This is a genomic window from Variovorax sp. BGA-UO-ETr-C22 (assembly GCF_059567965.1).
In genome coordinates, this window is sequence record NZ_JCAQPA010000011.1 from 1,556,845 (window position 1) to 1,580,025 (window position 23,181).

Sequence of the window (23,181 nt, forward strand, 5' to 3'; positions counted from 1 at the left end):
GTCACCCACATCGTGGGTGATTGCAAGCGACACCACCCGCTCGTTTAGGATCGTCGGCAACTCATTGTTGCTGGCGCTCCTGACATGGTCGACTCTTTCCCTGCCGTTCGCCTCCAAGACCTGACGCCGCTGCCCTACCAGCAGGCACTGGCCGCCCACCTCCAGGCGAACGAACCCGAGGCCTGGCGCTGGGCCGCTTCGGCCGAAGCGCGCGAAGAACACACGGCCGCCATGCGCGCCGAGCTGCTGCGCAGCGCCTACCGCCTCGACGCCGACGCGCACCCCGACCTGCACGCGGACGCCACCCTGGCCGCGCAGCGGCTGGGCGTCACGGCGCGCATCACGCTCTACCAGGCCCCGTCCGGCGACGGCGCGGCCATGAACGCCGCGATCTACGTCGTGCCGGGCGAGGCGCACATCGTGCTCTCGGGCCCGCTGCTCGAAAAGCTGCAGTCGCCCGAGCGCCAAGCCGTGCTCGGCCACGAGCTGGCGCACTACCTGCTGTGGGAGCGCGACGGCGGCAAGCACCACGTCGTCGACCGCCTGCTGCACGCCACGGCGGCCGACCCGCGCGCCGACGCGAGCCACCTGCAGGCCGCGCGGCGCCATGCGCTGTACACCGAGGCTTTTGCCGACCGCGGCGGCTGCGTGGCCTGCGGCGCGCTCGAGCCCGCCGTAAGTGCGCTCATCAAGATCGAGACCGGCCTCACGCAGGTCAACGTGGCGAGCTACCTGGCGCAGGCCGAAGAAATCTGCGCCGATCCCGGCAACAAGGCGCTGCAGACGCGCGGCGTGAGCCACCCCGAGGTGTTCGTGCGCGCCCGCGCGCTGCGCCTGTGGGCCGGCCGCGAGCACGACGCCGACGAATGGCTGGCCGCCGCGCTCGAAGGCCCGCTCGACCTGGGCACGCTCGACATGCTCGGCCAGCAGCGTGTGAGCGCGCTCACGCGCGGCACCCTGGCGCAGCTGCTGCAACGGCCCGTGCTGCAGTCGGACTCGCTGCTGGCGCATGCGCGCCGCTTCTTCCCCGACTTCGCAGCGCCCACGTCGGCGATGCCGCCGCCCGAGCCCGCGCCCACCGGCCTGCACGACTACCTGGCCAGCGTGCTGGTCGACTTCGTCGCCGCCGATCCCGAGATGGACGACGTCACCCTCGCCGCCGCGCTGGGCCTGGCCGATGCGCTCGGCTGCGACACGCCCTTCGAACAGCGCGTGCTGAAGGACCTGGGCCTGTCCAAGCGCAACTTCACCCGCGTCAAGCGCGACGCCGCCGCCTTGCTCGACAAGGCCGCCACCACCCCGTCGTCTTCTTCGCAGGCCGCCGCCGCATGACCCTCGCTCCCGCCCCGCTCCTGCAACTGCTCGCCACCGCCGAGGCCCACGGCGGCCTGCAGACCGACGACGTGCTCAAGCTCGTGCTGCCGCTGCTGCGCGAGGTCTCGGCCCTGCACGAACTCGGCCACGTCGCCGCGCTCGGCAACGCCTTCGCCTACCGCGTGACCGACGCGCCCGCCGAACCCGCGCTGGCACTCGTCCAGCCTGAAGGCACGGCACCACGTCGCCACCCCGAGGCCATCGCGCCACTCGAACAACCCGCCGCCTCCGTGCTGCGCGTGGTCGGCGAAACGCGCCTGACCGTCGATGCCGACGCCGGCGTCGCGCTCGAGAACCTTGCGGTGATGCCCGAGGCCGGGCCCGACACCGTGCCCACGCGCCCCGTCTACCTGCCCGGCTACGCCGCGTGGGAGCTGCGCCTGGGCCACCACGACGCGCTCGGCGACATCCTGTGCCTGGGCCAGGTGCTGGCCAGCCTGTCCTGCGGGCTCGACTTCACCGACGGCGACGACCTGACCCGCTTTGCCACGCACCGCGGCAACCTGTTCGAGCTGAACCGCCGGCTGCACCCGGTGGTGGCCGCCGTGATCTTCGAGATGACCGCGCTCGACCGCCACGAGCGCGCACGCGACCTGCCCTCGGTCATCCGCCGCCTCGAGACCTACCGCGACCAGCCCGTCGACCTCGGCCTGGACCGCATCGCACCGGCAAGGGACGGCGCAGGCCAGCGCCGCCAGGCGATCCAGCTGCACCTGCGCGACCGGCTGTTCGACCTCTCGCGGCGCAACCGCCTGCTGTACTTCAAGCCGACGCAGGCGCATGTGAACCTCACCGTCGCCAGCGTGCCGCTGGTGGTCGACCTGAACAGCATCCGCACCGACCAGCTGTGCGTGTGGGACGGCCGCTTTGCCGCCGACATCGCCAGCTGCGACCCCGTGCCACTGGCGCGCTGGCTGCGCTTCGAAGACCAGCCCTACCTGCCCGGCGCGCTCGACCGCATCCTGCAGGAGGCGCGGCGCGACCGGGCCGAGTACGGCTTCTCGCAGCTGTCGCTGGTGATCGCCTTCCTGCGCTGGCACAACCTCAAGGAGGGCGAGGCCGAACGCGCCGAGCGCATCGCCTCGCCGCTCCTGATGCTGCCGGTGGAGCTCACGCGCAAGAAAGGCGTGCGCGACCAGTACCTGCTCGAAGCCTCGGCCAGCGAGGCGCAGGTGAACCCCACGCTGCGCCATCACCTGCGCCAGCTCTACGGCATCGCGCTGCCCGAGGCGGTGGACCTGCGCGAGACCTCGCTCGAACAGTTCCACGCCCAGCTGTCGGCGCAGATCGCGCAGAGCGAGCCCGGCGTGCAGCTGCGGCTCGTGAAGCAGCCCGAGATTGCCGTGATGCACCAGCGCGCGCGCCAGCGGCTCGAACAGTTCAAGCGCCGCACGCGCATGCGCTCGCCCTCGGCGGTGCCGGTGGCCTCGCAAGACTTCAGCTACGCGCAGGACGACTTCCGCCCGCGCGGGCTGCAGCTGTTCCATGCGCGCGTGCGCCCCGTGCCGCTGCCGGTGCGCGAGGCCGTCGGCGGCTCGCCGCAGCCGCGCGCGCCGCAGATGGCGGCCACCGCGGTCGACGACACCGAGCGCAAGACCTTCGCGCTGCGCGAGAGCAGCGGCAACCCTTACCAGTGGGACATCGACCTCACGGCCGTGACGCTGGGCAACTTCAACCACCGCAAGATGTCGCTGGTGCGCGACTACTCGGGGCTGGCCGAATCCGACCTGGCGAGCGAGGCCTTCGACCGCGTGTTCTCGCTGCAGCCGCGCCGCGTCGACGGCGAGACGCCGCCCGCCCTGCCACTGGCCGACCAGTGGCCCGTGGTGCAGGCCGACGCCACGCAGACCGCCGCGGTGGCGCTGGCGCGCACCGGCACCAGCTACATCATCCAGGGCCCGCCGGGCACGGGGAAGTCGCAGACCATCACCAACCTGATCGCCGACTACGTGGGCCGCGGCCAGCGCGTGCTGTTCGTGTGCGAGAAGCGCGCCGCCATCGACGTGGTGTTCCACCGCCTGCGCCAGCAGGGGCTGGACGAGCTGTGCTGCATGATCCACGACTCGCAGGGCGACAAGAAGGCCTTCGTGCAGAACCTGCGCAAGACCTACGAGCTGTGGCTCGAAGCGCCCGGCACGCTGGCGCAGGAAAGCACCGAGCGCACGCAGGTGCTCGACGCGATGGACCTCGACCTGCGCGCGCTCGAGCGCTTCGACGCCGCCATGCACGACGTGCCCGAACACATCGCGGTGACGCTGCGCGAATTGCTCTCGCGGCTGGTGGCGCTCAAGGCCTGCGACCCGTCGCTCACGCCGCTGCAGGCCGAAGCATTGCCCGCCTTTGCGGCCTGGCGCCGGCATGCGGAGCTGGTGTCGCGCCTGCACCTGGCCGTGACCGAAAGCCTGGGCGCGCCCAGCTTCGCGCAGCATGTGTTTGCGCAGCTCGCGCCCTCGCTGCTGGCGCAAGAGAAACCGCTGGCGCGGCTGGTCGAGCGCAGCGAACGCGCCATCGACCTGAGCGCGCCCTGCCGCGATGCGCTGGTCGACGCCTGGCCGCCGCTGGCCGAGGCCGGCGTGCTGTGGCGCGATGCGCTGGCCGTGGTGGCCGATGCGCGCAGCGTCGCCGCGCTGGCCGCGCGTGGCCAGCTGGCGCTGCTCGATGCGGCGCACCCGAGCAGCCTCGCGCTCGGCCACGCCTTGAACGAAAGACGCACGCTGCAGCAGGCGCTCGACGCGCAGCTGCAGCGCACCGCCCACTGGCGCGACAAGCTCTCGCCCGGCGACACCGAAGCTGCCTTGGCGCAGGCCCGCGCGCAGCAGGGCTCGCTGCTGCGCTGGCTGCAGCCCTCGTGGTGGCGCCTGTCGGGCGAACTCAAGCGCCGCTACGACTTCGCCGCGCATGCCGTGCGTCCGCAGCCCAGCCAGATCCTCGAAGACCTGCGCGCCGAACAGGCCGCGCGCACCGCGCTCGACCAGCAGGCGGCGCGCCTCGAGACCGACTACGGCTGCACCGACGCCGAGGCCTTCGCCCTGCAGCTGCAGGCGATGCGCGGCATCGACGCCGGTGCCGGCCTGCGCGCGGCCTTCCAGGCCCACCTGAGCACCGACGCGGGCCGCCGCAGCGTCGAACAGCTCGTCGCCGCCGCGCCGCGCGTCGACACGCTCGACGCCCTCTGGCACGACCTGCTGCACGACGCCGGTGCACAACCGCTGGACGCGCTCGACGCGCTGGCTCGCACGCTGCGCGACCAGGCCGACGCGCTGCCGTCGGTGCTCCAGCCGCTGCAGGAACTGGCCGACGCCGACCCCGCCGTGGCCGCCGCGCTGCGCACCCTGCCGCTGCCGCCCGAGGCCATCGAGTACGCCGTCGCGCGCGAAGGGCTGGAGCGCGTGTACCGCACCGAGCGCTGGCTGCCGCGCTTCGACGGCGCCACGCTCGCGCGCCATGCGCAGCGCCTGGGCGAAGGCGAACGCAAGCTGCTCGAACGCAATGCGCGCACGCTCGCCGCCGCAGTGCGCCAGCGTTTCCGCGACCACGTGCAAAAGAGCGCCCTGCCCGCCAGCCAGCTCGACGCCGACGGCAAGGTCTTCAAGAAGAGCTACAACGCCGGCCGCCGCGAGCTCGAGCACGAGTTCGGCAAGACCATGCGCTACAAGGCGATCCGCGAACTCGCCAGCGGCGACACCGGCCGCGTGGTGCGCGACATGAAGCCCATCTGGCTCATGAGCCCGCTGTCGGTGTCCGACACGCTGCCGCTCGCGGCCGACCTGTTCGACGTGGTGATCTTCGACGAGGCCAGCCAGATCCCGGTCGAGGAAGCCGTGCCCGCGCTGTACCGCGCGCCGCAGATCATCGTGGTGGGCGACGAGATGCAGCTGCCGCCCACGAGCTTCTTCTCGTCGGGCCGCGACGCCGAGGAAGACACCGTGTCGGTCGCAGGCGACGATGCAGAGAACGGCGAGGAAGGTGAACGCATCGCCGTCGTGCTCGATGCCGACAGCCTGCTGAACCAGGGCGCGCGCAACCTGCCGGCCACGCTGCTGGCCTGGCACTACCGCAGTCGCTACGAATCGCTCATCGGCTTTTCGAACGCGGCCTTCTACGCGGGCAACCTGTACACCATTCCCGACCGCAGCCTGCCCGCGCCCGAGCGCGGCGAGATCGTGGTGCAGTCGCGCAGCCCGACGGACGAGTCCGTGAAGGCGCAGGTCGACGCCCTGCTCTCGCGCGCCATCAGCTTCCACCGCGTGGCCGATGCGGTGTACGAGAACCGCATCAACGACGGCGAGGCGCGCCACATCGCGCAGCTGGTGCGCGAGCTGCTGCGGCGCGAGACCGGGCGCAGCCTGGGCATCGTGGCATTCTCGGAAGCGCAACAGGGCGAGATCGAGGAAGAGCTGAACGCGCTCGGCGCGGTCGATGCCGACTTTGCGGCGCGGCTGGAGGCCGAGTACGTGCGCGAGGAAGACGACCAGTTCTGCGGCCTCTTCATCAAGAACCTGGAGAACGTGCAGGGCGACGAGCGCGACATCATCATCCTGAGCATCTGCTACGGCCCCAACCCCGAGGGCCGCATGCTGATGAACTTCGGTCCCATCAACCAGCGCGGCGGCGAGAAGCGGCTGAACGTGATCTTCAGCCGTGCCAAGCACCACATGGCAGTGGTCTCGACCATCCGCCACGAGGCGATCACCAACGACCACAACGAAGGCGCGGCGGCGCTGAAGAACTTCCTGCGCTATGCCGAGTGCCTGTCACGCGGCGACGAGGACACGGCGCGGCGCGTGCTCGAAGGCATGAACCCGCTGGCGCGTGGCCACGTGGCGCGGCAGGCGCGCACGGACGAGGTCACGGCGCAGATCGCGCAGGCGCTGCGCGCACGCGGCCATGCGGTGGACGAACAGGTGGGACAGTCGCGTTTTCGCTGCGACCTCGCGGTGCGCGCATCGGGCCAGGGCCACTATGCGCTGGGCCTCCTCGTGGACGGTGCGGCGCAAGAAGGCACACGCCACAACGTGCTGGAACGCTACGTCTCGCGTCCGCGCATCCTCGACGCTTTCGGCTGGCAGGTGATGCAGGTGCTGGCCAAGGACTGGCTGCACGCCCCCGAGGCCGTGCTCGACCAGGTCGAGCAGGTGCTCGGGAAAAAGGCGGGGGTCAGCGCAGGACGGTGATGACGCGCTTGACGTCGAGTTCGGTCTTGCCGGTGAGCCGGTCCTTGTCGAACTCGCCGCTGAGCTCGACGCGCACCTTGTCGTCGATCTTCACGCCCGGCGGGAAGTACTTGGCGTCGATCTCGACCTTCAGGCGCCCCGTGTCGTCGGCAAAGGTGTAGTGCTCGCCGCCGTCGTGCGAAACGATGAAGCCGCGCACCGTGGCGTGCTGGTCGTCCTGGCCGGTCTCGATCAGCTGCTTGACCGTCAGGTTCGGCACCGAGCTCGGGCCGGCGTACTGGGCCCAGGCCGCGGCCATGGGCAGCGCCACGCCGAACGTCAACGCGGTGGTCTTGAGGATCTTCTTGAAATGCATGCGGTCATTCCTCCTGTGAGTGGCCCAAGGCCAGGTTGCAACAGACTGATGGACCGCGCGCAGGCCCCGAGGTTCCCCGGGGCCGCGCGGCCCGATCAATCGTAGACGACCTGCGCCTTGCCCGCTTCGGCCTGCGCGGTCCAGCTCGCGAGCGCCGCATCGGTCGGGAAGAACTTGGCGCGCTCGCCCAACTGCAGCTCGACCTGCGCCCCGCCCCGCGCCATCGACAGGCGCACGGGCAGGCCATGCACCAGGTCACCGACCTCGGTCTGCTCGGTGCGCGCCGGAAAGTCTTTCAGGAGGCGCGCGATCTCGGGCACCTTGCCGTTGACCGCCACGCGCAGGAACTTGCCGAAGCGGCAGCGCGCCGAGGCCAGGTCCCACACCTGCTGCACCTGGAAGCGCGCCTCGAAGCCGCCGCGCGCGGGCTGCAGCTTGCCGCTCACGATGACGAGCTCGTCGTCCTTCAGCGTGTTGCGGTTGGCGTTGATGAGCGCCTCGTCGGCCGTGGCGTCGATGGACTCCGACTTGTCGTCCAGCTTGAAGATCGCCAGCCGGCCGCGCTGGCCGTTGATGACGCGGAAGTCGCTCACGATGCCGGCGATGACCTGCGGGTCGCGGCTGTCGAGCAGGTCGCCGATCTCGCGCTTGCAGAAGCGCCGCACCTCGTGCGAGACCTCGTCGAACAGGTGGCCCGACAGGTAGAAGCCCACGGCGGTCTTCTCGAAGGTCAGGCGCTCCTTCACGCCCCAGGGCGTGGCATCGACCAGGTCGGGTTCCTGCGTGGCCGAGCCGTGCTCGCAGTCGCCGAAGATGTCGGCCTGCGAGGCGTTGGCCGCCGTGGCAATGGCGAACTCGAAGGCGCGGTCGACCGAGGCGATGAGCGAGGCGCGGTTCTGCTGGATGGCGTCGAACGCGCCGGCCTTGATGAGCGCCTCGACCGTGCGCTTGTTGATGCGCTGGCGGTCGATGCGCACGCAGAAGTCGTACAGGCTCTTGAACGGCCCGCCCTCTTCGCGCGCCCGCACCACGGCCTCGACCGCGAGCTGGCCCGTGCCCTTCACGGCGCCCAGGCCATACCGGATGATCCGGTTGGTGACGGGCTCGAAGCGGTAGTTGCCGCGGTTCACGTCCGGCGGCTCGAAGGTGATGTTGAAATTCTTCTGGGCGTCTTCGAACAAGAGCTTCAGCTTGTCCGTGTCGTCCATTTCCACGGTCATGTTGGCGCAGAAGAACTCGGCCGTGTAGTGGACCTTGAGCCAGCCCGTGTGGTACGCCAGCAGCGAGTAGGCGGCGGCGTGCGACTTGTTGAAGCCGTAGCCCGCGAACTTCTCCATCAAGTCGAAGATTTCGTCGGCCTTGTCCTGCACGATGCCGTGCGTGGCCAGGGCGCCCGCGCGGAACTTCTCGCGGTGCTCGGCCATTTCCTCGAGCTTCTTCTTACCCATCGCGCGACGCAGCAAGTCGGCGCCGCCCAGCGAGTAGCCGCCCAGGATCTGCGCGGTCTGCATCACCTGCTCCTGGTAGACCATGATCCCGTAGGTCTCGGAGAGCATCTCGGCCACGGCCGGGTGCGGGTACTCCACGTCTTCGCGGCCGTGCTTGCGTGCCACGAAGCTGGGAATCAGGTCCATCGGGCCCGGGCGATACAGCGCGTTCAGCGCGATCAGGTCTTCCAGGCGCGTGGGCCGCGCGTCCTTCAGCATGCCCTGCATGCCACGGGATTCAAACTGGAACACGGCCTCGGTCTTGCCGTCGGAGAACAGGCGGTAGGTCGGCCCGTCGTTCAGCGGGATGTTCTCGAACGCGAAGTTCTCCTGGCCCTTGTGGCGCTTCATGATGAACTCGCGCGCGATCTCCAGGATCGTGAGCGTGGCCAAACCCAAGAAGTCGAACTTCACGAGGCCGATGGCTTCGACGTCGTCCTTGTCGTACTGGCTCACGGCCGATTCGCTGCCGGGCTGCTGGTACAACGGGCAGAAGTCGGTGAGCTTGCCCGGCGCAATGAGCACGCCGCCGGCGTGCATGCCGATGTTGCGGGTCATGCCTTCGAGCTTCTGCGCGAGCTCGACCAGCATGCGCACTTCTTCTTCCTTCTCGATGCGCTCCGCCAGCTGCGGCTCCATCTCGATGGCGTAGTTGTTCTTGTCGCCTTCGATCTTGGTCGCGGGCGGGTACTGCAGCGTGACCGACATGCCCGGCTTGTTCGGGATCAGCTTGCTGATGCCGTCGCAGAACATGTAGCTCATGTCCAGCACGCGGCCCACGTCGCGGATGGCCGCGCGCGCGGCCATGGTGCCGAAGGTGGCGATCTGGCTCACGGCGTTGCGGCCGTACTTGTCCTTCACGTAGTCGATCACGCGGTCGCGATTGCCCTGGCAGAAGTCGATGTCGAAGTCGGGCATCGAAACGCGTTCGGGGTTCAGGAAACGTTCGAACAGCAGCTTGTATTCGAGCGGGTCGAGGTCGGTGATCTTCAGCGCGTAGGCCACGAGCGAGCCGGCACCCGAGCCCCGGCCCGGGCCCACGGGGCAGCCGTTTTCCTTGGCCCACTTGATGAAGTCGCCCACGATCAGGAAGTAGCCGGGGAAGCCCATGTTCAGGATCGTGTTGATCTCGAACTCCAGGCGCTCCACGTAGCGCGGCCGTTCGGCCTCGCGCTTGGCTTCGTCGGGGTACAGGTGCTTCAGCCGCACCTCCAGGCCCTCGAACGACTCCTGACGGAAGAACTCGCCGATCGGCATGCGCACGCCTTCGCTGATGAAGGGCGTGGGAAAGTCGGGCAGCTGCGGCTTGCCGAGCACCAGCGTGAGGTTGCAGCGCTTGGCGATCTCGACCGTGTTGGCCAGCGCGCTGGGCACGTCGGCAAAAAGCGCCTGCATCTCGGCGCTCGACTTGAAGTACTGCTCTTCGGTGAACTTGCGCACGCGGCGCGGGTTGCCGAGGATTTCGCCTTCGGAAATGCACACGCGCGCCTCGTGCGCCTCGTAGTCCTGGCGTTCGGCGAACTGCACGGGATGCGTGGCGACCACCGGCAGCTTCAGGCGGGCCGCGAGCTTCACGGCGGCGATCACGTGCGGCTCGTCCTCGGGACGGCCGGCGCGCTGCAGCTCGATGTAGAAACGGTGCGGGAACATGCCCGCCAGTTGCAGCGCCAGTTCGGCGGCGCGCTCTTCCTGGCCCTGCAGCAGCGGCTGGCCCAGCGGCCCGGCCTGTGCGCCCGACAGCGCGATCAGGCCGCCCTGCAGCTCCTGCAGCCATTCGAGCTTGCAGGCCGCCTGCGACTGGCCGCGGCTCACGTTCTGCGTCCAGGCCCGGGCCAGCAGCTCCGACAGGTTGAGGTAGCCCTCCATGTTCTGCACCAGCAGAATGAGGCGGGTCAGCGCGCCGGGCTCCTTGCCCAGCCCGTCGATGAAGATTTCAGCGCCGATGACGGGCTTGACGCCCTTGCCCCGGCCCTGCTTGTAGAACTTGACCGTCCCGAACAGGTTGTTCAGGTCGGTGATGGCCAGCGCGGGCTGCTTGTCGGCAGCGGCGGCCTTGATGACTTCGTCGATTCGATTCGTGCCATCGACGACGGAAAACTCGGTGTGCAGACGCAGGTGAACAAACATCCGTCGATTGTAGGAAGCCGCCCTCCACGATGTGGTGTGACGATCCCTACAATCCCGCCCCGTGCAAGAGATTTTGAATATCGCCGCCTACAAGTTCGTGGGCATCAACGACAGCCCCGTGCTGCGTGAGACCCTGCGCGAGCGCGCGCAGGCCCTGGGCCTCATGGGCACGATCCTGCTGGCGCCCGAAGGTATCAACCTGTTTCTGGCGGGGACGGCGCAGGCCATCCACGCCTTCCTGGCCGACCTGCGCGCCGATGCGCGCTTTGCCGACCTCGAAACCAAGGAAAGCTGGTCGGCCACGCAGCCCTTCCGGCGCATGCTGGTGAAGCTCAAGCGCGAGATCATCCGCATGGACCACCCCGCGATCCAGCCCGCCGCCGGCCGCGCGCCCGGCGTGGACGCGCCCACGCTCAAGCGCTGGCTCGACCAGGGCCACGACGACGAAGGCCGCGAGATCGTGATGCTGGACACGCGCAACGACTTCGAGGTCGACGAAGGCACCTTCGACGGCGCGATCGACTGGCGCATCACCAAGTTCACCGAATTCCCGCCCGCCCTGAAGGCGCACCACGCCGACTTCGAGGGCAAGACGGTGGTGAGCTTCTGCACCGGCGGCATCCGCTGCGAGAAGGCCGCCATCCTCATGCGCGAGGAAGGCGTGGAGCACGTGCTGCAGCTCGAAGGCGGCATCCTCAAGTACTTCGAGGACGTCGGCGGCGCGCACTACCACGGCGACTGCTTCGTGTTCGACGGCCGCCGGGCCCTGGCGCCCGACCTCAGCGCGCGCGCCTCCGACGCCAGCGCCCGGGCCTCGGAAGACCCGGACATCGGCATCAAGCAGTAGGCAAGAGGTTCAGACCGGCGTCGTGCCCGTGTCGGGCTCGCGCACGCCGAAGGGCTTGCCCGGCAGCGGAATGAACTCGGTCTCGCCGGGCACGTGGCCCATGCGCTGCGCGGCCCAGTCGGCACCGGCCTCGAGGATGCGCTCGCGCCGGCTCGAAACGAAATTCCAGGTGATGTAGCGCGGGCCGTCCAGCGGCTCGCCGCCGATCACCATCAGGCGCACGGCGGCGTCGGCAGTGAACACCGCGCCCTGCCCGTCCGGCAGCACCGCCATCGTGTGAGCGGGCGCCGGCTCGCCGTTCACGCTCGCATCGCCGTCGACCATGTAGACCGCCAGTTCGGGCGCCAGCGCGGGCAGCTCGAAACGGCCGCCGGCCGGCAGCGCGATGTCCAGGTAGACCGTCTGCGCCAGCGTCTTCACCGGCGAGCGCACGCCGAAGGCCTCGCCCACCAGCACGCGCACGGGCACGCCCTGCACCGTCAGTTCGGGAATGGCGTCGGCCGGCGTGTGCTCGAAGCTGGGTTCGACCTCTTCATGGGCCTGCGGCAGCGCAGCCCACAGCTGCAGGCCGTGGTTCACGAAGGTGTCGGCCAGCAGGCGCTCGGGCTTGCGCTCGGAGTGCACGATGCCGCGCCCCGCGGTCATCCAGTTGATGGCGCCGGGCTGGATCTCCTGCACGCTGCCGAGGCTGTCGCGGTGCATCATCGCGCCCTCGAACAGGTAGGTGACCGTCGACAGGCCGATGTGCGGGTGCGGCCGCACGTCGTGCGCGTTGCCGGGCTGCTCGGTGGCCGGGCCGAAGTGGTCGAAGAACACGAAGGGCCCGACCGAGCGGCGCTGCGCCGCCGGCAGCACGCGCCGCACGTTGAAGCCACCGCCCAGGTCCTTGTCGTGGGGCCGCAGCAATTGGATTTCGGGGATGGTGTCGGTCATCGTGTTTCTCCGTGAATCATGGATTGGCTTCGTGCGTCGCTGCCCATTCGCGGGACACCGCGGAACCGGCTTTGCCGGGCCGCAGGTGTCGCCCCCGGCGAGGGGGTTGGCGAAGCGACACGAAGTGCGCGAAGCCTGGGGGTGAGTTCTAGCCTCGCGATCTTGCCACCGCGCCCACGCGCTCGCCGAAGGCACGCGCGGTTTCCAGGTCGCCCTTGGGCATCTCGGCCGGGCTCGCGTCCGAGGGCGACTGCGTGAGCAGGCCGCCGTAGCCGCCGACGTAGTTCATCGCGTCGCGCGTGGCCGCCTTGTTGTTGGTCGGCAGGATGCCCATGCTGACCCAGATGCCGCTGTGCTGCATGGCCAGCGTCCACAGGTAGGTCATGGTCGTGACCTTGTCGCCGTTCATCGTGGCGCTGTTGGTGAAGCCGGCGAAGAGCTTGTCTTTCCAGCCTTGCGTGTACCAGACCTTGGACGACGCGTCGGCGAATTTCTTGAACTGCCAGCTCACGCCGCCCATGTAGGTCGGCGAGCCGAAGATGATCGCGTCGGCCGCGGCCAGCGTCTCCCAGCCACCGGCCGGCAGGTTGCCGTCGGCGTCGATGGCGAGCAGCTGCGCGCCCGCCCCGTCGGCCACGGCCTGGGCCACGCGCTGGGTGTGGCCGTAGCCGGAATGGAAGACAACGACGATGTTTGCCATGAAACGGATTTCCTCAAAGAAGCAATGAAGTCAGCAGGCCGCGCCCACGAGGTGCGCGCGGCCTGGAGGGGAGCGAGCTTACTTTTTATCGATGCTGAAACGGCCGGCGCCGAAGGCGGCGAATGCGAGCAGACCGCCTGCGATCGCGATGTTCTTGAAGAACATCAGCTGGTTCACGAAGGCCTTGTCGGCGGGCATGCCCCAGTAGTTGTGGAACATCACGGCTGCGGCCACGGTGAAGATCGCCAGCACGATCGCCGACAGGCGCGTCTTGAAGCCGACCAGCAGCAGCAGGCCGAGCCCCAGCTCCACGACGATCGCGATCACCGCCGCCACCTGCGGCAGCGGTGCGCCCACCGAGGAGATGTACCCCACGGTGCCGGCGAAGCCCATGAGCTTGCCGAAGCCTGCGGGCACGAACAGCGCAGCGAGCAGTACGCGGCCGATGAGTGCCAGGGTGTCCTGGGCAGCGTTGGGGGCGGTGGTTGTGGTGGTAATGGCCATGGTGAAACTCCTCGTTGGTTGTTGAAGCGAAAGGAACAAAGAAAGGAAAAAAGACGCCGTCTCAGGCCGTCAGGTCGAACACCAGCACTTCGGCATCGGTGCCGGCGCCGAGCGTGAGTTGCGATTCGCCTTCGAGCATCGCGGCGTCGCCGCCCACGAGCTTCTGGCCGTTGACTTCGAGCTCGCCGCGCACCAGGTGCACGTAGCTCTTGCGTTGCGGGTCGAGCGCCAGGCTGGCGGTTTCGCTGCCGTCGAACAGGCCGGCGAACAGGCGTGCGTCGGCGTTCACCGTCACCGAGCCGTCGCGGCCGTCGGGCGAGGCCACCAGGCGCAGGGTGCCGCGCTTTTCGGCGTCGCTGAACTGCTTCTGCTCGTAGCCGGGGGCGATGCCGCGTTCCTTGGGCTCGATCCAGATCTGCAGGAAGTGCGTGGTCTGGTCGGCCTTGTGGTTGAACTCGCTGTGCATCACGCCACGGCCGGCGCTCATGCGCTGCACGTCGCCCGGCGGAATGGATTCGATGTTGCCCATGCTGTCCTTGTGCGCGAGTTCGCCCGAGAGCACGTAGCTGATGATCTCCATGTCCCGGTGGCCGTGGGTGCCGAAGCCAGCGCCCGCCGCCACGCGGTCTTCGTTGATCACCCGCAGGTTGCCGAAGCCCATGTAGGCCGGATCGTAGTACCCGGCGAAGGAAAAGCTGTGGAACGAGCGCAGCCAGCCATGGTCGGCATAACCGCGTTCCTGGGATTTACGCACTTGCAACATATCGAACTCCTTGCTGCCCCACCCGGTTCGGGCGCCGGGGCTTTCGTCGTGGGCCGCGCCGGATGCGCAGCGGATGAGAAGAATTCTGGACCTCCATCCCCCTCTGAAAGACGCCCGGTTTTGATGGCATCATTCAAATTATTTGAATGATGGAGCCCACCCCATGACGAGCGCCCGAGACGTCCTCACCCCCGACGCGCTGGCCATGCTGCAGACGGTGGCCACCACCGGCAGCTTCGCCGCCGCCGCGCGCGCGCTCGGCCTGGTGCCCAGCGCGCTGAGCTACCGCGTGCGCCAGATCGAGGACGCGCTGGACGTGCTGCTGTTCGACCGCAGCGCGCGCCAGGCGCGCATCACCGAGGCCGGCGCCGAACTGCTGCGCGAGGCTGCGCGCCTGCTCGGCGAGATCGACGCCGTGGCCAACCGCGTGAAGCGCGTGGCCACCGGCTGGGAGCCGATGCTGACCATCGCGGTCGACAGCGTGATCGCGCGCGACCCGCTGCTCGACCTGTGCACCGCCTTCTTCGCGCTCGAGCCGCCCACGCGCCTGAAGCTGCGCGACGAAACCCTGCTGGGCACCATCGAGGCGCTGACCAGCGGCGAGGCCGACCTGGCGATCGGCGCGGTGCTCGATGCCGCGAGCCTGGCCTTCACCGCCACCGGCATCCGCAGCCGGCCGATCGGCGAACTGCGCTTCGTGTTCGCGGTGGCGCCGCACCATCCGCTTGCGCGCCTGCCGCAGCCGCTGAGCGACGCGGTGCTGCGCCAGCACCGCGCGGTGGCCGCGGCCGACTCGGTGCGCAGCGGGCCGAGCATGACCGTGAACCTCGTCGGCGGGCAGGACGTGCTCACCGTGCCCAGCATGCAGGCCAAGATCGCCGCGCAGCTGCACGGCCTCGGCGGCGGCTTTCTGCCCGAGCCGATGGCGCGGCCCTATATCGAGGCCGGCCACCTCGTCGAGCTGCAGACCGAACGCCAGCCGCCGCTGGGCACCATGCACTGCGCGTGGCGCGTGCGCAGCGCGGGCAAGCCGGGGCGCGCGCTCGAGTGGTGGCTCGCGCAGTTCGAGCACGAGGGCACGCGCAAGGCGCTGCTCGAACGGCACCGGGGCCGCTGAACGCCACGCGATGCGCGGCCGCAATACGCGGCTGCATAAGGGTCGCCCCCAGCCCGGGGACGCGCGCAGACCGAGGTAGAGTGTGCACGGCCTCCTCCGTCATCACCCTGTCAAAAGAAAAGAGTCCGCCATGCCCAAAGCCAAAGCCCGCGCCACCGCCGACCGCCACCGAACTCCCGCCGCCGCCCGCCACTTCGCCGTGATCGGCGCCGGCATTGCCGGCGTGGCCTGTGCCCGCACGCTGATGCAGGCCGGGCACCGTGTCACGGTGTTCGAACGCGAGGCCACGCCGGGCGGGCGGATGGCGAGCATCGACACCGCCTTCGGCCGCTTCGACAGCGGCGCCCAATACTTCACCGTGCGCGATCCGCGCTTTGCACAGGTGCTCGCCACCACGCCCGCGCTGTGCCGCCCCTGGAGCGCCAACCTCGTGCGCGTGCTCGACGCCCACGGCCGCGTGGCCGAGGCGGCGCTGCCCTCGCTGGAGCCGCACTGGGTCGCCCAGCCCGGAATGGACGCGCTCGTGGCCCACTGGGCCGCGCCGCTGGGCGAACACCTCATCACCGGCACCCAGGTCACCCGCATCGAGCCCGACGCGCTCGACGCCACCCGCTGGCAGCTGCGCACCGCCGGCGCGGACGATTCGCAGCACGTGTACTCCGGCTTCGACGCCGTGCTGCTGGCCGTGCCGCCCGCACGCACCCGCGAGCTGCTGGCCGGCGGCGAACGCTCGGCCACGCTGAGCCGCAAGATCGAACCCGTGCGCATCGCGCCCTGCTGGACGCTGATGATCGCCTTCCCCCAGGCCAACCAGGCCAACATGTCGCACCTCGGCCCGCAATGGAACGTGGCGCGCAGCACCCACCACCGCGTGGCTTGGCTGGCGCGCGAATCGTCCAAGCCCGGCCGCGAGCGCGTCGAGCGCTGGACCCTGCAGGCCAGCGCCAAATGGTCGGAAGAACACCTGCGCGACACGCCCGCCCGCATCGAGGCCAAGCTGCTGCGCGCCTTCTCGGAGATCACCGGCATCCACGCCACGCCCAGCCACGCCAAGGCGCGTTGCTGGCCCGAGGCGCAGACGCAAGTGCCCGTGGGCCAGACCCACCTGTGGGACGCCAAGGCGCGCATCGGCATCGCCGGTGACTGGTGCATCGGCCATCGCGTGGAAGACGGTTTCGTTTCGGGCCTCTCGCTGGCCCTGGCCGTTCTCTAAGTCCTCCAAGAAAGGATGCGGGCCACCGGCCGCTTCGCCCCCTCGCCCACCGGCCCGCTGCACGCCGGCTCGCTGGTGGCCGCGCTCGCGAGCTGGCTCGACGTGCGTGCGCGCGGCGACAGTGCGCGGTGGCTGGTCCGCATCGAGGACGCCGACACCGAGCGCTGCCTGCCCGGCATGGGCGAGCACATCCTGCGCCAGCTCGCCGACTGCGCCCTGCTCCCCGACGAACCTCCCGAGTGGCAGACCCGGCGCACCGCGCACTATGAAGCGGCGCTGGCCGCACTGCAGGCGCGCGGCCTCACCTACCCCTGCGGCTGCTCGCGCAAGGACATCGACCTGGCCCTGGCCCGGCTCGGCCATGCGCACGAGCGCCACGGCGAGCGCGTCTACCCCGGCACCTGCCGCGATGGCCTGCACGGCAAGCCCGCGCGCGCCTGGCGTTTTGCCGCGCACCGCATGCCGGCCGGCGACCTGCACTGGCACGACCGCCGCCTCGGCCCGCAGCGGCAGGACGTGCAGCGCGAGGTCGGCGACTTCGTGCTGCGCCGCGCCGACGGCCCCTGGGCCTACCAGCTGGCCGTCGTGGTCGACGACGCCGAACAGGGCGTGACCGACGTGGTGCGCGGCGAGGACCTGGCCGACAACACGGCGCGCCAGATCCTGCTGCAGCAGGCGCTCGGCCTGCCCACGCCGAGCTACCTGCACACGCCGCTGGTGCGCGGCGCCGACGGCGACAAGCTCTCCAAGCAGAACGGCGCCACGGCCATCGACACCGCCACGCCGCAGGCCGCGCTGGCCGCGCTCGATGCCGCCGCGCGCGCGCTCGGCCTGCGCCCCACGGCCGCCGCCCACTGCACCGCCGCCCTGGCCGGCTGGGTGCCCGAATGGCGCGATCTCTACAATTCGCGGCCCTCATGAACATTCCCGACACCGTGTCCAACGACCTCCCGCCCGGCGACGACCTGCCCGCATCCCCCGAAGACGACGCCACCGACGGCAAGCCGCATCCGCTGCACCGCCGCCTCAAGAGCTTCGTGAAGCGCGCCGGCCGCACCACCGACGGCCAGGCCCGCGCCTTCGCCGAGCTGGGCCCGCTGTTCCTCGTGCCCTACACGCCCGAGCGGCTCGACCTCACGGCGGCCTTCGGCGGCCGCGTGGGCCCGACGGTGCTGGAGATCGGCTTCGGCATGGGCGAGGCCACGGCGCACATCGCCACGGTGCTGCCCGAGACCAACTTCCTGTGCTGCGAGGTGCACGAGCCCGGCGTGGGCGCGCTGCTCAAGCGCATCGGCGAGCAGTCGATCTCGAACATCCGCATCTGCGCGCACGACGCGGTCGACGTGATCGACCACATGCTGCAGCCCGGCACATTGGCCGGCGTGCATGTGTTCTTTCCCGACCCGTGGCACAAGAAGCGCCACAACAAGCGCCGCCTGATCCAGCCCGAGTTCGTGACCAAGCTGGCGCAGCACCTGCGCCCCGGCGGCTACATCCACTGCGCCACCGACTGGCAGCCCTACGCCGAGCAGATGCTCGAAGTGCTGGGCGCCGAGCCACTGCTGCACAACACCGCGCCGGACACCGGCTACGCGCCCAAGCCGGCGTACCGCCCGCTCACCAAGTTCGAGAACCGCGGCCTCAAGCTGGGCCATGGCGTGTGGGACCTGGTGTTCGAAAAACGCGCCTGAGCGCGCGTCACCTTCCCCCGCTCACTCGACGAGCTTGAAGCGGAACGGCAGCCGCATGCGGGCGCGCACCGCACGCCCGTCCGCGGTGCGCGCCGGGTCGAAGTGCCATCCCTTGAGCGAATCGGTCGCCGCCTGCGACAGCAGCGGGTGCGGCGAGCGTTCGACGCGGATGTCTTCGGGCTTGCCGTCCACGCCGACGAAGAAGGCCGTGACCACCAGGCCCTCGATGCCCTCCTCCACCAGCGCGGACGGATAGCTGGGGTAGCGGCGCTGGCGGATCACCGGCTCCGTCACGACCGCGTCCGCCGCAACGCGCGAATCGGCGCGCGGCGCCGCCATGAGGGTCGGCCCCGGCGGCAAGGCCATCGGCGGCCCCGCCAGTGGCAGCGGTGGCGGCTCGATCGTCGATGGCGGCGGCAGGGGTGGCGGCTCGATCATCGGTTGCGGCGGCTGCGGCGCCGCCACGGGCACGAAGACCTCCGGCGCGGGCAGCGCCTTTTCCACCACCTTCGATGGGGGCGGCACGACGCACCCGCCGAGCGCCGCGCACATCCCTCCCAGAACCCAGGACACAGTTGTTTTCATCAGGGCAATTCTGGAGCACCCGCGCCTTCCGCCCTGGCCTCGAAATTGCTACACTTTTTTACTATTGTTAGCAAAAGGTAGCCAATGAACGCGTCTCGCAGGACATGGCTGGGAAAAGCCTCCGCAACGCTGCTTCTGGGAAGCGGCCTCGGCATCACCCGTCCCTTGCTGGCACAGACGCCACGCCCGGCCGCCGCCGGGGCCCGCGTCGTCCTGCTCGGCCAGTCGGTGCCGCTCACCGGCAGCGCCAACGAGATCGGCAACGCCTTCGCGGCCGGCAGCCGGCTCGCCGTGAGCGACTTCAACACACGCAACGCCGCCACCGGCCTGCAGTTGAAGCTGCTGCAACTGGACGACGGCTACGACGCCGCGCGCGCCACCACCAACGCCCGCACCCTGCTGGGCGCGAACAAGGCCGACATGCTGTTCGGCTTTGTCGGCACCGCCAGCAGCGAGGCCGGCGCCAAGGTGGCCACGCAGCAGGGCAGCCTGCTCTTTGCGCCCTTCGCCGCCTCCGACACGCTGCGCGGCCCCGAGCACCCGAACGTGTTCCATGTGCGCCCCGGCATGATCGACGAGGCCCTCAAGATCGTGCGCCAGTGCGCCACGGTGGGGCAACAGCGCATCGCGCTGGTGGGCGACGACGACGCCATGGGCCGCGCCGGCCTGGCCGCCGTGCAGCAGGCCGTCACCGAGCTCAAGCTGCCGCCGCTGGTCGCCAGCGCGCTGGTGCCCGCCGGCGCCGACAAGCTCGACGCCGCGCTGAAGACCGTGCAGCAGCAGACGCCCCAGGCCATCGTGCTGGTGTCGCTCTCGGGCACCACGGCCAGCGCCATCCGCAAGCTGCGCAAGAGCGGCTACACGGGCAACTTCATGGCCTTCTCGATCGTCGGCATCGACCCGCTCTACGCCGAACTGGGCAAGGACATCGGCGGCATCGTGATCTCGCAGGTGGTGCCTTCGCCGCGCCCCTCGGCCATTCCGATCGTCAAGGAGTACCTCGCGGCGGTCGACAACTCCGACCAGACCGCGTCGTACGAAGGGCTCGAGGGCTTCATCGCCGCCAAGGCCGCGGGCGAGGCGGTGCGCCGCGCGGGCCGCGGCTTCAACACCGCGACGCTGCAGCGCACGATGACGGCCATGACCGACTACGACGTCGGCGGCTTCCGCATCAACCTGCGCCCCGGCCTGCGCGACAACGTGCGCAGCATCGACCTGATCAGCATCTCGGCCGACGGCCGCGTGCTCCGCTGACGCGCCTCACACGGCGCCGTCCCCCAGCAGCTCGGTGAAGCGCTGCTGCACATACAGCGCCGTCGCGCCGAGCGGGCGCCCCTGCAGCCACAGCATGCGCACCGACAGCCGAGGCAAGGCCAGCGACGGGCACGGCACTTCCTTCAGCGCCTTGCTGAAGCCTTCGTAGCGCGCGATGTTGATGGGCAGCACGGCCCAGCCCAGGTTGTCGGCCACCATCTCGGCCGTGCTGTAGAAGCTGTCGGAACGCCACACGCGCGGGCTGTAGGCCACCTCGTGCACGTCGTCCGCGTGCATCAGCAGCTGGCGTTGCCGCGCCAGGTCCTGGCGCCGCACCGTGCGGCCATCGGCCAGTGGATGGTCGCTGGCCACGAACACGCCCTGGCGCACGCTGCCGATGTGGCGCTGGTCGAAGCTGGCGCGCACCGGGCCACGGTCGAAGTGAAAGGCCACGCTGGCGCGCTCCTGCTCGACGTAGTCGGCCACCTCGGTCGCGGTGCCGTTCAAGAGCGTGAGTTCGAGGCTCGGAAACTTCACCGACAGCTCGCGCATCAGCGTCCCGATGGCGGTGTACGGCAGGGCTTCGTCCAGCGCCAGCGACAGCGCAGCCTCGTCGCCTTCATGCAGCGAGCGGGCGCGCTGGTCGAGCTGCTCGGCCTGCCGCAGCAGCTCGCGCGCTTCGAGCAGCAGCACCCGGCCCGCGTCCGACAGTTGCGCGTTGCGGCGCGAGCGGTCGAACAGGGCCACGCCGAGGTCGACTTCGAGCAGCCCGATGGCGGTGCTCACGGCCGACTGGGCCTTGCCCAGGTGGCGCGCCGCGGCCGAGAACGAGCCGCACTCGGCGGTCGTCACGAACTGGCGCAATTGGTCGACGGTCCATTCCATTTCGGCCACCTACTCATCTATTTATCAGATGGATTTCATCTTTATTCATTCATTTTAATGGCGCAACATGGCGCCATGACGAATGCAAACAACAAGACGACACCGGCGTTCGAACTGAGCTGGTGCAGCGATCCTTCCCAGGCGCAGGCGTTGACCGCCCTGTTCCTGCAGCAACTTTCCCCTTCCTACATCTCCCACTCGGAACTGCAGGAGCAGCGCGCCGTGGCCCCCGGCGAATGGCGCGCCGACCTGCCCGCCGTCTTCATGGCGCAAGTGCGCGAGACCCTGGCGCTGGACCCGGCCACCGCCACCGCGCGCGTGGCCGTCGCGCGAACCGATGGCGCACTGGCCGGCTTCGCGCTGGTGTCCATCGACGACACCCGCCGCGCCGCGCGCAGCTTCGCGACGCTCGACGACCTCGTCGTCGATGCGCGCTTCCAGGGCCTGGGCCTGGGCGGCCAACTCTTCGATTGGGTCTGCGCCGAGCTGCAGCGCCGCGGCATCCAGCGCCTCTTTCTCGAAAGCGGCATCGGCAACGCCCGCGCGCACGACTTCTTCCATGCACACGGCTGCGAGACGGTCTCGGTGACGATGCTCAAGGAACTGGACGGCACCACCGCACAGCCGCACGACCGGAGGGCCACGCCATGAACGGCTTGAACCCCACCGCCAAGAAATGGATCACGCTCGGCATCGTCTCGATGGCGCTGCTGCTGATCGTGGTCGACATGACCGTGCTCTACACGGCACTGCCCACGCTCACGCACGACCTGGCCGCGTCGGCCACCGAGAAGCTCTGGATCCTCAATGCCTACACAGTGGTCGTCTCCGGCTTCCTGCTGGGCATGGGCGCGCTGGGCGACCGCGTGGGCTACCGGCGCATGTTCGTCGCGGGTCTTTCCGTGTTCGGCGTGGCCTCGCTGTGCGCGGCTTACGCGCCGAACCCGGCCGTCCTCATCGCCGCGCGGGCCCTCCTGGGCGTGGGCGCGTCGATGATGATGCCGGCCACGCTGGCGATCCTGCGGCTGGTGTTCACCGACGAGCGCGAGCGCGCCGTGGCCATCGGCGTGTGGGCCTCGGTGGCCTCGGGCGGCGCGGCGCTCGGGCCGGTCGTGGGCGGCGTGCTGCTCGAATACTTCTGGTGGGGTTCGGTGTTCCTCATCAACGTGCCCGTGGTGGTGCTCGCGCTGGTGCTGGCCCTGTGGCTGCTGCCGACGCAGAAGAACACCGGCACGCGCCCGTGGGACTTCATCGGCTCGGTGCAGGTGCTGGCGGGGCTGGTCTTCCTCGTGCTGACCATCAAGGAACTCACCAAGTTCGCGCCCTCGGTCACGGCGGCCGCCATCACCGGCGCGCTCGCCGCGGTGGCCATGGCCCTGTTCGTGCGGCGCCAGCGGCGCAGCAGCGCGCCGCTGATCGACTTCCGCCTGTTCCGCAACGCCTACTTCTCGGGCGGCGTGATCGCGGCCATCGTGGCCTCGGTGGCGCTGATCGGTGTCGAGCTGGTGTTCAGCCAGCGGCTGCAGCTCGTGGTCGGCCTCACGCCGCTGCAGGCGGGCCTCACCCTGCTGCCGCTGCCGCTGGCCGCCTTCGTGGCGGGGCCGCTCGCGGGCCTGCTGCTGGCACGCATCGGCTCGCGCCCCGTCATCCTGGGCGGCCTCGTGACCACGGCGCTGGCGCTGTGCGCGCTGGCACTGGCGGTCGATGCCGCAGGCCTGCTCAAGCCGGCCATCCTGGTGCTGCTGGGGCTGGGCGTGGGCGCGACCATCACGGCGGCGTCCAACGCGGTCATGAACAACGCGCCCGTCGAACACGCCGGCATGGCGGCGTCGATCGAGGAGGTGTCGTACGAACTCGGCGGCGTGCTGGGCATCGCGCTGCTGGGCAGCGTGCTCTCGGCGAGCTACACCGCCGCGCTGGTGATTCCCGACGGCCTGGCCGTGCCGGCCTCGGCCGGCGACAGCATCGATGCCGCGCTGCTGGCCGCAGAAACGCTGCCCGCGCCGATCGCCTCGCAGCTCGTGGCGCTCGCGCACACGGCCTTCGACCAGGCCTTCTTCTCGGTGATGGGCGTGGCCGTGGCGATCGTCATCGCGGCGGCCTGCGCCGTGGCGTTCCTCGGCTGGCGGGCCCGCCCGACAAGTGCGCAGCGCACGGAGCGCTGCGCGTAGC

The 23,181-nt window shown here is 69.9% G+C and carries 18 protein-coding genes; 10 read left to right on the forward strand and 8 right to left on the reverse strand.

The window, feature by feature from the left end:
• The first annotated feature begins 84 nt into the window (after nucleotides 1–84).
• Nucleotides 85–1,332 carry a SprT-like domain-containing protein gene (locus tag AC57B8_RS27405; protein ID WP_496481321.1) on the forward strand — a complete coding sequence of 416 codons (1,248 nt, stop codon included), beginning with the start codon at nucleotides 85–87 and terminating at the stop codon, nucleotides 1,330–1,332.
• Entirely contained in the window at nucleotides 1,329–6,548 is a 5,220-nt protein-coding gene (locus AC57B8_RS27410) for an AAA domain-containing protein (RefSeq protein ID WP_496481322.1), read from the forward strand. The genes AC57B8_RS27405 and AC57B8_RS27410 overlap by 4 nt, the downstream gene beginning before the upstream one ends.
• Here the strand turns inward: AC57B8_RS27410 and AC57B8_RS27415 are convergent.
• The gene (locus tag AC57B8_RS27415; protein ID WP_083259096.1) at nucleotides 6,532–6,903 is read right to left on the reverse strand and encodes a YgiW/YdeI family stress tolerance OB fold protein; all 372 of its coding nucleotides are present in this window, start codon (nucleotides 6,901–6,903) and stop codon (nucleotides 6,532–6,534) included. The genes AC57B8_RS27410 and AC57B8_RS27415 overlap by 17 nt on opposite strands.
• Before the next feature lie 95 nt (nucleotides 6,904–6,998).
• Nucleotides 6,999–10,517 carry a DNA polymerase III subunit alpha gene (gene dnaE / locus AC57B8_RS27420; RefSeq protein WP_496481323.1) on the reverse strand — a complete coding sequence of 1,173 codons (3,519 nt, stop codon included), beginning with the start codon at nucleotides 10,515–10,517 and terminating at the stop codon, nucleotides 6,999–7,001.
• 61 nt (nucleotides 10,518–10,578) lie between these two features.
• On the opposite strand from dnaE, the gene AC57B8_RS27425 reads away from it, so the two are divergent.
• Nucleotides 10,579–11,364 carry a sulfurtransferase gene (locus tag AC57B8_RS27425; RefSeq protein WP_496481324.1) on the forward strand — a complete coding sequence of 262 codons (786 nt, stop codon included), beginning with the start codon at nucleotides 10,579–10,581 and terminating at the stop codon, nucleotides 11,362–11,364.
• A gap of 9 nt (nucleotides 11,365–11,373) precedes the next feature.
• Here AC57B8_RS27425 and AC57B8_RS27430 read toward each other — a convergent pair whose 3' ends face one another.
• The 4 genes from AC57B8_RS27430 to AC57B8_RS27445 all read right to left on the reverse strand — a co-directional run bounded on the left by AC57B8_RS27430 (nucleotide 11,374) and on the right by AC57B8_RS27445 (nucleotide 14,264).
• Entirely contained in the window at nucleotides 11,374–12,297 is a 924-nt protein-coding gene (locus tag AC57B8_RS27430) for a pirin family protein (protein ID WP_095745023.1), read from the reverse strand.
• Between the two features lie 148 nt (nucleotides 12,298–12,445).
• On the reverse strand, nucleotides 12,446–12,997 hold the full coding sequence (locus tag AC57B8_RS27435; RefSeq protein WP_159272099.1) for a flavodoxin family protein: 552 nt from the start codon (nucleotides 12,995–12,997) through the stop codon (nucleotides 12,446–12,448).
• 78 nt (nucleotides 12,998–13,075) lie between these two features.
• Complete coding sequence (locus AC57B8_RS27440; RefSeq protein ID WP_492685478.1) at nucleotides 13,076–13,501, reverse strand: DoxX family membrane protein; 426 nt, start codon at nucleotides 13,499–13,501, stop codon at nucleotides 13,076–13,078.
• Nucleotides 13,502–13,562: 61 nt separating this feature from the next.
• Nucleotides 13,563–14,264 carry a pirin family protein gene (locus AC57B8_RS27445; RefSeq protein WP_492678573.1) on the reverse strand — a complete coding sequence of 234 codons (702 nt, stop codon included), beginning with the start codon at nucleotides 14,262–14,264 and terminating at the stop codon, nucleotides 13,563–13,565.
• A gap of 163 nt (nucleotides 14,265–14,427) precedes the next feature.
• On the opposite strand from AC57B8_RS27445, the gene AC57B8_RS27450 reads away from it, so the two are divergent.
• The 4 genes from AC57B8_RS27450 (at nucleotide 14,428) to trmB (ending at nucleotide 18,285) form a co-directional block, all read left to right on the forward strand.
• A complete protein-coding gene (locus AC57B8_RS27450) occupies nucleotides 14,428–15,381 on the forward strand; it encodes a LysR family transcriptional regulator (protein WP_095947849.1) in 954 nt (317 codons plus the stop codon).
• Nucleotides 15,382–15,511: 130 nt separating this feature from the next.
• Nucleotides 15,512–16,594 carry an NAD(P)/FAD-dependent oxidoreductase gene (locus AC57B8_RS27455; RefSeq protein WP_496481325.1) on the forward strand — a complete coding sequence of 361 codons (1,083 nt, stop codon included), beginning with the start codon at nucleotides 15,512–15,514 and terminating at the stop codon, nucleotides 16,592–16,594.
• Nucleotides 16,595–16,609: 15 nt separating this feature from the next.
• Nucleotides 16,610–17,515: a tRNA glutamyl-Q(34) synthetase GluQRS gene (gene gluQRS, locus AC57B8_RS27460; RefSeq protein ID WP_496481326.1), complete on the forward strand. Its 906-nt coding sequence runs from the start codon at nucleotides 16,610–16,612 to the stop codon at nucleotides 17,513–17,515.
• A complete protein-coding gene (gene trmB, locus AC57B8_RS27465) occupies nucleotides 17,512–18,285 on the forward strand; it encodes a tRNA (guanosine(46)-N7)-methyltransferase TrmB (protein ID WP_487847138.1) in 774 nt (257 codons plus the stop codon). Before gluQRS ends, trmB begins: the two co-directional genes overlap by 4 nt.
• Before the next feature lie 21 nt (nucleotides 18,286–18,306).
• On the opposite strand, the gene AC57B8_RS27470 is transcribed toward trmB, so the two are convergent.
• Nucleotides 18,307–18,810 (reverse strand): energy transducer TonB, encoded by a 504-nt coding sequence (locus AC57B8_RS27470; protein WP_496481327.1) that lies wholly within the window; start codon nucleotides 18,808–18,810, stop codon nucleotides 18,307–18,309.
• A 144-nt stretch (nucleotides 18,811–18,954) separates the two neighbouring features.
• On the opposite strand from AC57B8_RS27470, the gene AC57B8_RS27475 reads away from it, so the two are divergent.
• Complete coding sequence (locus AC57B8_RS27475) at nucleotides 18,955–20,124, forward strand: ABC transporter substrate-binding protein (protein WP_495266496.1); 1,170 nt, start codon at nucleotides 18,955–18,957, stop codon at nucleotides 20,122–20,124.
• A gap of 6 nt (nucleotides 20,125–20,130) precedes the next feature.
• Here AC57B8_RS27475 and AC57B8_RS27480 read toward each other — a convergent pair whose 3' ends face one another.
• Nucleotides 20,131–21,009: a LysR family transcriptional regulator gene (locus tag AC57B8_RS27480; protein ID WP_095745016.1), complete on the reverse strand. Its 879-nt coding sequence runs from the start codon at nucleotides 21,007–21,009 to the stop codon at nucleotides 20,131–20,133.
• Between the two features lie 75 nt (nucleotides 21,010–21,084).
• On the opposite strand from AC57B8_RS27480, the gene AC57B8_RS27485 reads away from it, so the two are divergent.
• A complete protein-coding gene (locus AC57B8_RS27485; protein WP_496481328.1) occupies nucleotides 21,085–21,660 on the forward strand; it encodes a GNAT family N-acetyltransferase in 576 nt (191 codons plus the stop codon).
• Nucleotides 21,657–23,180 carry an MFS transporter gene (locus AC57B8_RS27490; RefSeq protein WP_496481329.1) on the forward strand — a complete coding sequence of 508 codons (1,524 nt, stop codon included), beginning with the start codon at nucleotides 21,657–21,659 and terminating at the stop codon, nucleotides 23,178–23,180. The genes AC57B8_RS27485 and AC57B8_RS27490 overlap by 4 nt, the downstream gene beginning before the upstream one ends.
• Nucleotide 23,181: the final 1 nt, after the last annotated feature.